This window comes from Bradyrhizobium sp. S3.7.6, from assembly GCF_054061875.1.
Genome location: NZ_JBSSEQ010000001.1, coordinates 7,433,676 through 7,444,982, shown reverse-complemented (window position 1 = coordinate 7,444,982; position 11,307 = coordinate 7,433,676). Strand labels below are relative to the sequence as shown.

Here is an 11,307-nt window from a genome sequence, read left to right as displayed (position 1 = left end):
GCCGGGATGAGCATCTCCCTCCACCCCGACACCCCGCAAGCCAGGACGGCGCCGAGCGCGGCCGCGGCTGGCGTCGTGCCCGGCGAGGCGGCGGGGCGCGGGATCAGGACCCGGCTTTTCACCAAATATGTCGCGCTCTTCGTGGCCGTCGTCGCCATTGCGCTGCTGGCCAACGGGCTGTTCGAGGTCTTCTTCTATTATCGCGAGCACAAGGCCGCGCTGATCCGGGTCCAGCATGAGCAGGCGGAGGCGGCCGCGGCCAAGATCGGCCAGTTCGTCAAGGAGATCGAGAGCCAGCTAGGCTGGACCACGCAGCTGCCCTGGTCGGCGGGCTCGATCGAGCAGCGCCGGTTCGACGCACAACGGCTGCTGCGCCAGGTGCCCGCGGTCACAGAGCTCGCCCAGGTGGATGCGACCGGCAAGGAGCGCTTGCGGGTCTCGCGGCTGGCCATGGACGCGACCGACAGCGGGATCGACCTGTCGGCCGACCCGAAGTTCACCGAGGCGGTCGCGCACAAGGTCTATTACGGCCCGGTCTATTTCCGCAGGGAGTCCGAGCCCTACATGACGCTCGCGCTGGCCGGCGCGCGCAAGGATGCCGGCGTCAGCATCGCGGAGGTCAATCTCAAGCTGATCTGGGACGTCGTGTCCCAGATCAAGGTCGGCGAACACGGGCACGCCTATGTGGTCGGCCCGGAGGGACGCCTGATCGCGCATCCCGACATCAGCCTGGTGCTGCGCAACACCGACATGTCGGGCCTCGCCCAGGTGCGCGCCGCGCAGGCTGGAGGCGGCACCCTGTCCGACGCGCTCCCCGAAGCGCGCAATATCCAGGGGCAGAAGGTGCTGACCACATCGGCCCCGATCGAGCCGCTGCATTGGACCATGCTCGTCGAGCTGCCGGTCGAGGAGGCCTATGCGGCGCTCTATGCTTCGCTGCAGCGGCTGGCGATCGTGTTGCTCGCAGCGTCGATCTTCGCGGTGCTCGCCGGGATTTTTCTCGCACGCCGCATGGTCGGACCGATCCAGGCCCTGCGCAGCGGCGCCGAGCGGATCGGCGGCGGCGATTTCTCGCAGCGCATCTCGATCAAGACCGGCGACGAGCTCGAAGGACTCGCCGACCAGTTCAACGACATGGGCGCGCGGTTGCAGGAATCCTATGCGGATTTGGAAAACAAGGTCGAGCGGCGGACGGCTGAATTGTCCGAAACGCTCGAGCAACAGACGGCGACTTCTGAGGTGCTGGAGGTCATCAGTTCCTCTCCGGGCGAACTCGCTCCCGTGTTCTACAAAATGCTCGAAAATGCGACGCGGGTCTGTGGCGCAAGTTTCGGCGTCATGAATCTCTGGGGCGGTGAAAGCTTCACGATTGCGGCGGATTACAATGTGCCGGCTGCGTTCGCTGCTTCGCGAAAAGATGTGGAAATCCGACCTCGTCCGAACAGCGCGCTCGCCGAGGTCGTCAGGACACGTGAGGTCGTCCACGTTCACGATGTGCGAAAACACACCTGCCTATCTTGCTGGTGGGCCTGCCGTTCGCGCGATCTCAGACGTCGCCGGCGCCCGTACGATCGTCATCGTGCCGATGCTGAAGGAGAACGAGCTGATTGGCACGATCGCGGTCTATCGCAAGGAGGTCCGTCCGTTCGCCGACAAGCAGATCGCACTGGTTGAGAATTTCACCAAACAGGCTGTGATTGCGATCGAGAACGCTCGACTGCTCAAGCAGCTTCGTGAGCGTACCACGGAGCTGTCGCAGTCGCTCGACAATCTGCGTACCGCGCAGGATCGCCTGATCCAGACCGAGAAGCTCGCCTCCCTCGGCCAGCTCACGGCGGGGATCGCCCACGAGATCAAGAACCCGCTCAATTTCGTCAACAATTTCTCCTCGGTCTCGACCGAGCTGATCGATGAACTCAACCAGGCCCTGCAATCGGCTTCGCTCGACGGCAAGACGAAGGAGGAGGTCGACGAGCTGACCGGCATGCTCAGGAGCAATCTGGAAAAGGTGGTGCAGCACGGCAAGCGCGCCGATTCCATCGTCAGGAACATGCTGCTGCATTCGCGCGCGGGTTCCGGCGAGCATCGCCCCAGCGATATCAATGCCGTCGTCGAGGAAAGCCTCAATCTCGCCTATCACGGTGCGCGCGCGGAACGGCCCGCCTTCAACGTCACGCTTGAGCGCGAGTTCGATCCCGGGGCCGGGACGGTCGATGTCTATCCGCAGGAGATCGCGCGCGTCTTGCTCAATTTGATCTCGAACGGCTTCTATGCTGCGGCCAAGCGCAAGGAGAGCGCGACGGACGGCTTCGAGCCCACCTTGAACGCGGCCACCAAAAACCTCGGCGACAAGGTCGAGATCCGGATCCGCGACAACGGCACAGGGATTCCGCCCGAGGTGAAGGCGAAATTGTTCAATCCGTTTTTCACCACCAAGCCGGCCGGCGAGGGCACCGGGCTCGGCCTGTCCATGAGCCATGACATCGTCGTGAAGCAGCACGGCGGCACGATCGACGTGAACACCGAGCCCGGTGTATTCACCGAATTCATCATCACGCTGCCGCGCCAGATGGCGGCGGACGATACTCCCGGAGGCAAGAATTGAACGTTTACATCCTGGTCGTCGATGACGAGCCCGACGTCGAGGCGCTGTTCCGGCAGCAGTTCCGGCGTGACCTGCGCGCCGGACGCTTCCAGATGGAATTCGCGCCGTCCGCGTCCGATGCGCTCAGGCTCGCCTCCGAGGTGCGCGACCCCTCGTTGATCCTGATCCTGTCCGACATCAACATGCCCGGCATGAGCGGGCTCGACATGCTGCCCAAGGTGCGCGCCGAGCATCCGGACGTTCCCGTCATCATGATCACGGCCTATGGTGACGCCGAGACGCGCCGGAAGGCGATCGAGCGTGGCGCCATCGGGCTCCTCACCAAGCCGATCGATTTTGCGCTGCTGCGGCAGGAGATCGACACGAGGCTCGAGCAAGCCGCATGACTTCGACCATCCTCTTCGTCGATGACGAGCCAGACCTCGAGGCGCTGATCCTGCAGAAGTTTCGCAGGCAGATCCGCGACGGGCTCGTCGACATCATGTTTGCACGCGACGGCGTCGAGGCGCTGGAGTCCCTCGAGCAGAACCCGCATGTCGACATGGTGGTCTCCGACATCAACATGCCGCGCATGGATGGGCTGTCGCTGCTGGCGAAGCTCCAGGAGGCCGAGGACAAGAAGTCGACTATCATCGTCTCGGCCTATGGCGACATGAGCAACATCCGCACCGCCATGAACCGCGGCGCGTTCGACTTCCTCACCAAACCGATCGACTTCGCCGACCTGGAAGCCACGATCGAGAAGACCATTCGCCATATCGAGATGCTGCGCGAGGTGCGGCGCCGTCAGATGGAGGCGGAGCGGGCCCATGCCGCGCTGTCGCGCCATTTCTCGCCCGAGCTCGCCAAGCGTCTGGTGGCGGGCGGCGAGGGTGAGGGGATCGAGGTGCAGTGGCGCGATGTCGCCACCATCTTCACCGATATCACCGGGTTCACCTCCCTGGTCGAGAGCGCGCCGCCCGAGACGCTCGGCGCGCTCCTCAACGAATATGTCGGCGGGATGACCGAAACCATCTTCGCGCATGAGGGGACGGTCGCAAAAATCATCGGCGATGCGATCCAGGTGCTCTTCAATGCGCCCGGCGATCAGCCGGACTATGCGACGCGTGCGGTCGCCTGCGCCCATGACCTCGATGCCTGGGCACAGGATTTCTGCGCGCGCCAGAGGGCCGTGGGCGTGAATTTCGGCACCACCCGCATCGGCATTCACGCCGGGCCGGCACTGGTCGGCAATTTCGGAGGCAACCGCTTCTTCGACTACACCGCCTATGGAGACACCATCAACATCGCGGCGCGACTGGAGGCCGCCAACAAGCATCTGGGAACACGCATCTGCGCCAGTGCCAGCGTCGCCAAGGCTGCCGAGCATTTTCAAGGCCGTCCCGTGGGTGATCTGATGCTGCGCGGACGCAGCGAACCGCTGCGTGCGTTCGAACCGTTGCCGCAGGATAAATTCGAAGCGCCAAGGACGGCGCAATATTCCGAGGCTTTTGCCAAGATGGAAGCCGGCGACGTCGCGGCCATGCCGGCCTTTGCCGCGCTGGTCGGGATGCACGCCGACGATTCCCTGGCCGGCTTTCACCTGAAGCGCTTGCTCAACGGTGCCAAGGGCATCCGCATGAAACTGGATTAGGAGTTCGACATGATTGGTGATTTCTCCGCCGGCAACTATCGGTTCATTCCGTCCGTGTTCCAGTATTCGGCGGGTGCCGCCGCTGACGACGGATACGAGATTGAGCGGGTTCGGTTCGATCGCCTGGTGCCGCTGGCCGAGGGATTTGCGCTCGCGGCGAAGTATATCCAGGAAGCAGGGCGTCCGCTGACGGCGTTCTGTGCCTGCGAGTTGCGCTCACCGGCGGCCTTCAGCGAGGAAGGCTTTCGCGCATTCAACCTGCATTATGTGAAGACGCTGTCCGAATGGGGCATCTTCGACGGCACCACCAATCCGGTGGCGCGCAGCAATGTCTGTCCGGAGATCGATCCGCCGTCCGAGCCGTCGTTCTATGCTTTCTCCTTCACGCGTCCGACAACCTCGAAGGCACCAAGCTTCGTGATCGCCGGTGGCGCCGAGGCGCGCGAGGGCGGCGGCACCTATGTCGAGCGCACGGTGCGCTACCGCGACCTCAGCCCGGAGGGTCTTCGCGAGAAGGTGCGGTTCACCACGACGTCGCAGATGGAGAACCGGATGACGGCCTTCGGCTTCGGCTGGAAGGACACCACCGGCGTGCAGGCCTATTCCGTGCACGATTTCCACCACGCGCTGGTCGACGAGCTGGTCCGCCACGGCGCGCTGCGCTCCGGCCTGACCTGGCATTTCGCCCGTCCGCCGGTGGTCGACCTCGAATACGAGATGGATTGCCGTCGCGTGATGCGCGAGACCGTGATTTGAGGTCCTCATCCTGAGGAGCGGCCGTCAGGCCGCGTCTCGAACGATGGCTCCAGGTGACAGTCGGGCCTTCATGGTTCGAGACGCGCGTAAGAACGCGCTCCTCACCTGAGGGACTGCTAGCGCTGGCGCGGGTCGAGCGCGTCGCGCAGGCCGTCGCCGAGCAGGTTCAGCGACAGCACCACGAGGAAGATCGCAAGGCCCGGCCAGATCGCCATCCACGGCGCCTGGGTCAGGAAGCGCTGCGCCGCGTTGAGCATGCTGCCCCAGGACGGTGCCGGCGGCTGCTGGCCGAGGCCGAGGAACGACAGCGCGGCTTCGGCGATGATGGCGGCGGCGATCGACAGCGTCGCCTGCACCAATAGCGCGGGAAGGATGTTCGGCAGGATGTGCGAGAACGCGATCCGCCACGGCGGATTGCCGAGCGCGCGCGCCGCCTCGACATAGTCTTCGGCCTTGACGCTCAGCACCTGCCCGCGCGTCAGGCGGATGAAGATCGGCGTTGCCGAGATGCCGATCGCGATCATGGCGTTGCCGAGGCTGGGACCGAGGAAGGCGGCCAGCGCGATCGCCAGGATCAGGAACGGGCAGGCCAACATCGCATCGGTGATCCGGCTGATCAGCGCGTCAACAAATCCGCCGCGATAGCCGGCGAGGAGACCAAGAGGGACACCGATCCCGAGCGCGATCGCGACCGAGATCAGACCCGCCATCAGGGAGGCCCGCGCGCCGTAGATGACGCGGCTGAGGATGTCGCGGCCGAGATCGTCGGTGCCGAACCAGTGGGCGGCGGTGGGCGGCTTGCGCACCAGGCTCCAGCTCGTTGCAATGGGATCATAGGGCACGACCAGCGGCGCAAGGGCCGCAAGCAGGATGAAGGCTGTGATCACGACAAGCCCGAAGACCGCGGCCTTGCGCTTGAACAGGCGCCGCCGCGCACGGCGGGCCGGGCTGTCCAGCTCGTAGGCCTGGGTGGCGGGACTGGCTGGCAGTGCGGCGTCGGTCATCGTCTAACCTCGCAGCCGCGGATTGACGAGGACATAGGCGACGTCGGCGACGAGATTGAGCGTGATGTAGACTGTGGCCGTCACCAGCACCACGCCCTGCACCACCGCATAGTCACGGTTGAAGACGGCGTCCACGATCAGCTTGCCGAAGCCGGGAATGGAAAAGATCTGCTCGGTCAGCACCGCGCCCGACAACAGCGTGCCGAGCTCGAGCGCGCCGAGGGTGATGATCGGCGTCAGCGCGTTGCGCATCGCGTGCTTGAGGATCACCGAGCGCTCGGAGAGACCTTTCGCGCGCGCGGTGCGGACATAGTCGCTCTCCAGAACCTGGAGCATGGCGCTGCGTGTGTGCCGCATCAGGACCGCTGAAATTGCGTTGCCGAGCACGAAGGCCGGCATGATGGTGGCGGCCAGGCTCGCGCGCCAGTCCTCCGTGAGCGGCACATAGCCTGAGGCCGGCAGCCAGCCCAGGTGAATCGAGAACAGGAAGATCATGAGGATTCCGAGCCAGAAATTCGGCGTCGAGATGCCCCATAGCGCGAACAGATTGGCGCCATAGTCCCAAACCGTGCCCTTCTTCACCGCGGAGATGATGCCGGCGGGAATGCCGATGAGGAACGCGATCAGGATCGCCATTGAGCCGAGCTGGAGCGTCACCGGCAGTTTCTGGGCGATCAACTCGCGCACCGGCATCTTGTTGCGCAGCGACTCGCCGAAATTACCGGTGAGGACTCCCTTGAGCCAGTAGACATATTGCACGGGGATCGACTGATCGAGCTTGTACTGCTGCCGGATCTGCTCGATCGCTGCGGGATCGCGCTCCTCGCCGGCCATCACCAGCGCGGGATCGCCCGGCAGCAATTGCTGGAGCGAGAAGATCAGCACCGACACGAAGAACAGTGTCGGCACGATCTGCGCGATGCGGCGGGCGAGGAAGTTCAGCATGGCTCCACGCGTTTCCCGAGTGATGCCGCGATCACTTGAACTTCAGCCCGACCACGCGCACGAGGCCATCAGGCATCTGCCGGTAGCCCTCGAGCTTCTTCGTATGCGCGATCAGGAGCGTACGATGATAGATGTAGATGATCGGCAGGTCGTCGAGCAGGATCTTGGTCAGCTTCCCGTAGATCGCCTTGCGCTCCTCGACATTGGACGTCGCCCGTCCGTCTTCCATCAGCTTGTCGGCTTCGGGGTTCGAATACACGCCGTCGTTCTGCGGCGCCTTGCTGCGCATGAAGATGTAGGAATTGCCGTCCGGGTCGATGCGTCCGCTCCAGTTGATCTGGAACACCTGGAACTCGCCGGCCTGCGCCTGCTTGAAGGTGGTCGCGAATTCAACGACGCGGACCTTGATGTCGAAGCCTGCTTCGGCGGCCATGGACTGCACGACCTGGGCGACGGCCTCGTACTCGGTGCCCTTTGGTACCATGTAGTCGACGGTGACGGGCAGGCTGACACCGGCTTCCTTCAACAGCGCCTTGGCCTTGGCGATGTCGCGACCCGGAATGGGGAAAGCCTTCTGATAGTATGGATGCGTCGGGCTGACCCATTGATTGCCCGGCGTGAACTCGCCGTTGAATACGACCTGGTTGATGGCCTCGCGATCGATCGACAGGCTGAGTGCCTGGCGTACCTTCGCGGATTGGCTGAGTGGCCCCTTGGTCTTGTCGTTGCCGATATTGATCGTCAGGCCCTGATAACCGAGCTCGGGCGCCGTCGACAGCACCAGCTTGGGATCGGCGCGCACATCCTTGATGTCGGTGGCCAGCACGCGCTCGATCAAATCGAGCCCGCCGGACTTGAGGTTGGCAAGGCGCACCGTCGCGTCGACAATCGGCAGGAACACGACGCGGTCGATATGGATGTTGTCCTTGTTCCAGTAGTCGGCAAACTTCTCGAACACCATGCGGTCCTGTTGGACGCGCTCGACGAATTTGTAGGGGCCGGCGCAGACCGGATGCAGGCCGAACTTGTCGCCCGCCTCCTTCGCGGCCTTCGGCGAGACCATCATGCCGGAGCGGTCGGTGAGCTGGGCGATCAGCGGCGAGTAAGGGGTCTTGAGCACCAGCTTGATGGTCAGGGGATCGACCACCTCGACATGGTCGACGCTGGCAAGCTCCGACTTCCGGAACGAGGTCGGCAGCGTCATGTGACGCTCGATCGAGAACTTTGCGGCTTCGGCGTCCAGCGGTTCGCCGTCATGGAATTTGACGTTCGGCCGGAGCTTGATCGTCATCTCCTTGCCGTCGGCCGAAGTCTCGTAGGACAGCGCGAGCTGCGGCACGATGTTGAGCTTCTCGTCGATGTCGAACAGCTTGTCGCAGAAGGCGGAGAAGACGATGCGGCCGACATAGGTGCGGCCGATGCTGGGATCGAGGATATCGGGGTCTTCGGCGATGCCGATGCGAAGCGTGGTCTGAGCCTGGGCTGCGCCCGCGAGCGACGTCAGCACAGCCGACGCCAGGATTGTCAAACGCATGAAACTCATCGCTCTCAACCTCTGTTTTGCGGCTATGCCGGGTCCGTTCCCAATGAACTAACCCCGCTGCCGCGGACTGCTTCCGGGCCCCCGCTGAAGGCGGCGACCAATTTTTCAAGGACCGGCGAGAAGCCGCCGTCGGACGGGACGATCGCCGCGGAGGACGGCAGTTCCGACGTTCGGTGACAGGCCGTTGCATGTCCGATGCCATCCGGCACGAGCTGCGGCATTTCACTGCGGCAGCGGTCGATCACGTAGGGGCAGCGGGTGTGGAAGCGGCAACCCGGCGGCGGGCTGAGTGCGCTGGGGATCTCTCCCTGCAGCACAATTCGGCTGCGCTTTGCCCGCGGTTTAGGCATGGGGATCGCGGACAGCAGCGCACGGCTGTAGGGATGGCGGGGTGCCGCGAACAGGGCGTCCGCCTCGGCAGTCTCGACGATCTGGCCGAGATTCATCACGGCGACATGGTCGGCGATGTGCTTGACCACGGCGAGGTCATGCGAGACGAAGATATAGGCCAGCCCAAGCCGGTCCTGAAGCTCGCGCAGCAGGTTCAGGATCTGCGAGCGGATCGAGACGTCCAGCGCCGAGACCGGCTCATCGCAGATGATCAGTTTTGGTTCGACCGCGAGCGCGCGGGCAATGGCGATGCGCTGGCGTTGGCCGCCGGAGAATTCGTGCGGATAACGCCGCTCGAGCCGTGGCTCGAGGCCGACCAGCCGCAAGATTTCCGCGACGCGCTCGCGCCGTTGCGCCGGCGGTACCAGATCGTGCAGCGCCAGCGGCTCGGTGAGAATCTGGCCGACCGTCATGCGCGGATTGAGCGAGGCGTAGGGGTCCTGGAAAATGATCTGTGCTTCGCGGCGGAAGGCGCGGAGCGCCGCGGCGTCCAGCGAGAGCAGGTCACGGCCGGCGAAACGCACCGTGCCTGCATCCGGCTCGATCAGCCGCAGCACCAGGCGACTGACGGTGGATTTGCCGCAACCGGATTCGCCGACCAGGGCCAGCGTCTTGCCGGCGTCGAGAGAGAAGCTGACGCCATCGACCGCTTTGACATGCCCCAGTGCCCGGCCGAACAGCGAGCGCCCGGCGACAAAATGCTTGACCAGGCCTTCGACCTCGAGAAGCGCCATCACGACACCAGAAGTTCGAGCGGTGCGCGGATGCAGCGCGAGAGGTGGCCGGGGCTGACCTCGACCAGCGGTGGCGGCACCTCCGTGCAGGCGTCCAGCACGAAGGGGCAGCGCGCGGCGAAACGGCAGCCGGCGGGTGGCTGCGCCATGTTCGGCACCATGCCTTCGATCGTGGCCAGCTGCTCGGCGCGGTGGTCGAGCCGCGGGATCGAGCCCAGCAGGCCGACGGTGTAGGGATGCTGCGGCATCGCGAACAGCTCGTCGACCGGCGCGCGCTCGACGATCTCGCCGGCATACATCACCGCGACCTCGTCGCAGACTTCGGCGACAACACCGAGATCGTGGGTGATCAGGATGATGGCGGCGCCGCTCGCCGCCTTCAGTTCGCGCATCAGCTCCAAGATCTGCGCCTGCAGGGTGACGTCGAGCGCGGTGGTCGGCTCGTCCGCGATCAGCAGCCGCGGGTCGCAGGCCAGCGCCATCGCGATCATCACGCGCTGGCGCATGCCGCCGGAGAGCTTGTGCGGATATTCGTCGATCCGCCGCTCCGGCGAGGGGATGTGGACGCGGCGCAAGAGCTCGATGGCCCGCTCGCGCGCGCTGCGCCGTGAGCCGCCGCGGTGGCGCAGAATGGTCTCGATGATCTGGTCGCCGATGGTGAAGCTCGGGTTGAGCGACGTCATCGGCTCCTGAAAAATCATCGCGAGCCGGTTGCCGCGGAGATCGCGCAGCGTCTGGTCAGGAGTCTTCAGCAGGTCGAAGCCGTCGAAGCGGATTGCGCCCGAGATCTCCGCGCTTTGCTTCGGCAGCAAACCCATGATCGCCAGCGACGTCACGCTCTTGCCGCAACCGGATTCGCCGACGAGGCCGAGCGTCGCGCCATTGGCGACGCTGAGATCGACGCTGTCGACGGCGTGGGTCACGCGGCCGTCGTCGCCGTGGAAGCGGATGCGCAGATCCTTGATCTCGATGAGAGGACTTGCGCTCATGATTGCCTTGCTCGGCTCGCAGCAATGCTGGCGTCGATGACGCTGCGATCGGTGTTGCCTGCCGGGTTCTGCCGCGTCGGCATGGAAGAGCGGAAATGCACCCAGAGTTCCTGACTGACGCGCTCCAGCCGTTCGAGTTCGCCCAGCGGATCGGGATGATCGTCGGCGCGAATGTCCAGCGCCGGCCATTCCTCCTCGCCGTGGATCAGGAGCGCAGCGGATTGCTTGCCGCGCTTGTCGCCGCCGGCGGCCTCGCCCGCGCGCATGGCGGCGAGCAGGCGGCGCGGGAAGGGCAGGCTGTCATTGGCGATATAGGTCTTCGCGGTCTCGTCGAGCACGTCGGCGCCGGCCAGCATGTTGCCGGCAATGGAGAAGCCGCTGCCGGCGATGTGTCCGCACCAGTCGACGCAGTCGCGCCCGGTATGCGCGGCGATCGCGCCGCTGGCGTCCATGATGTGGATCTGGCGGCTCTCGCGGCCGTCGTCGGTCGCGAGCTGGGTGGCGAGAACGTCATGCGCGTTCAGGCCCTCGCGCAGCAGCTTGACGCCGTCGATGCCATAATAGGGATTGACGAAGGCCTGGGTCGCGATGGCGCCGAGACCGGCCGCGATGTAGGGCACGCGCGCGCCGACAGCGAAGAAGCGGGTCGCTACCGCGATGCCAAACTGGCCGGTGGCAGGGTCTCGCGCGATGATCGACCAGGTCATG

9 protein-coding genes and 1 pseudogene are annotated in these 11,307 nt (G+C 64.9%); 4 read left to right on the top strand and 6 right to left on the bottom strand.

Translation table 11 applies throughout. From position 1 onward, the window contains the following. The first annotated feature begins 6 nt into the window (after window positions 1-6). The 4 genes and pseudogenes from ACVJ5M_RS36075 (at window position 7) to cnbZ (ending at window position 4,994) form a co-directional block, all read left to right on the top strand. A pseudogene (locus tag ACVJ5M_RS36075) lies at window positions 7-2,605 on the top strand (ATP-binding protein). Beyond that, the gene (locus ACVJ5M_RS36070) at window positions 2,602-2,991 is read left to right on the top strand and encodes a response regulator (RefSeq protein WP_014496960.1); all 390 of its coding nucleotides are present in this window, start codon (window positions 2,602-2,604) and stop codon (window positions 2,989-2,991) included. Before ACVJ5M_RS36075 ends, ACVJ5M_RS36070 begins: the two are co-directional and overlap by 4 nt. Then, window positions 2,988-4,238, top strand: a complete 1,251-nt coding sequence (locus ACVJ5M_RS36065; RefSeq protein WP_063984757.1) for an adenylate/guanylate cyclase domain-containing protein — start codon at window positions 2,988-2,990, stop codon at window positions 4,236-4,238. Before ACVJ5M_RS36070 ends, ACVJ5M_RS36065 begins: the two co-directional genes overlap by 4 nt. Window positions 4,239-4,247: 9 nt before the next feature. Then, complete coding sequence (gene cnbZ / locus ACVJ5M_RS36060; RefSeq protein WP_063984756.1) at window positions 4,248-4,994, top strand: 2-amino-5-chloromuconate deaminase CnbZ; 747 nt, start codon at window positions 4,248-4,250, stop codon at window positions 4,992-4,994. A gap of 116 nt (window positions 4,995-5,110) precedes the next feature. On the opposite strand, the gene ACVJ5M_RS36055 is transcribed toward cnbZ, so the two are convergent. The 6 genes from ACVJ5M_RS36055 to ACVJ5M_RS36030 are packed head-to-tail and all read right to left on the bottom strand — an operon-like array spanning window position 5,111 to window position 11,306. After that, a complete protein-coding gene (locus tag ACVJ5M_RS36055) occupies window positions 5,111-5,998 on the bottom strand; it encodes an ABC transporter permease (protein WP_039151440.1) in 888 nt (295 codons plus the stop codon). A 3-nt stretch (window positions 5,999-6,001) separates the two neighbouring features. Next, complete coding sequence (locus ACVJ5M_RS36050) at window positions 6,002-6,943, bottom strand: ABC transporter permease (protein WP_231144406.1); 942 nt, start codon at window positions 6,941-6,943, stop codon at window positions 6,002-6,004. Between the two features lie 31 nt (window positions 6,944-6,974). After that, window positions 6,975-8,486 carry an ABC transporter substrate-binding protein gene (locus tag ACVJ5M_RS36045; RefSeq protein WP_063984754.1) on the bottom strand — a complete coding sequence of 504 codons (1,512 nt, stop codon included), beginning with the start codon at window positions 8,484-8,486 and terminating at the stop codon, window positions 6,975-6,977. 23 nt (window positions 8,487-8,509) lie between these two features. Next, complete coding sequence (locus ACVJ5M_RS36040) at window positions 8,510-9,610, bottom strand: ABC transporter ATP-binding protein (RefSeq protein WP_063984753.1); 1,101 nt, start codon at window positions 9,608-9,610, stop codon at window positions 8,510-8,512. Further along, the gene (locus ACVJ5M_RS36035; protein ID WP_063984752.1) at window positions 9,610-10,599 is read right to left on the bottom strand and encodes an ABC transporter ATP-binding protein; all 990 of its coding nucleotides are present in this window, start codon (window positions 10,597-10,599) and stop codon (window positions 9,610-9,612) included. The genes ACVJ5M_RS36040 and ACVJ5M_RS36035 overlap by 1 nt, the downstream gene beginning before the upstream one ends. Then, window positions 10,596-11,306 carry a DUF1028 domain-containing protein gene (locus tag ACVJ5M_RS36030; RefSeq protein ID WP_063984751.1) on the bottom strand — a complete coding sequence of 237 codons (711 nt, stop codon included), beginning with the start codon at window positions 11,304-11,306 and terminating at the stop codon, window positions 10,596-10,598. The genes ACVJ5M_RS36035 and ACVJ5M_RS36030 overlap by 4 nt, the downstream gene beginning before the upstream one ends. Window position 11,307: the final 1 nt, after the last annotated feature.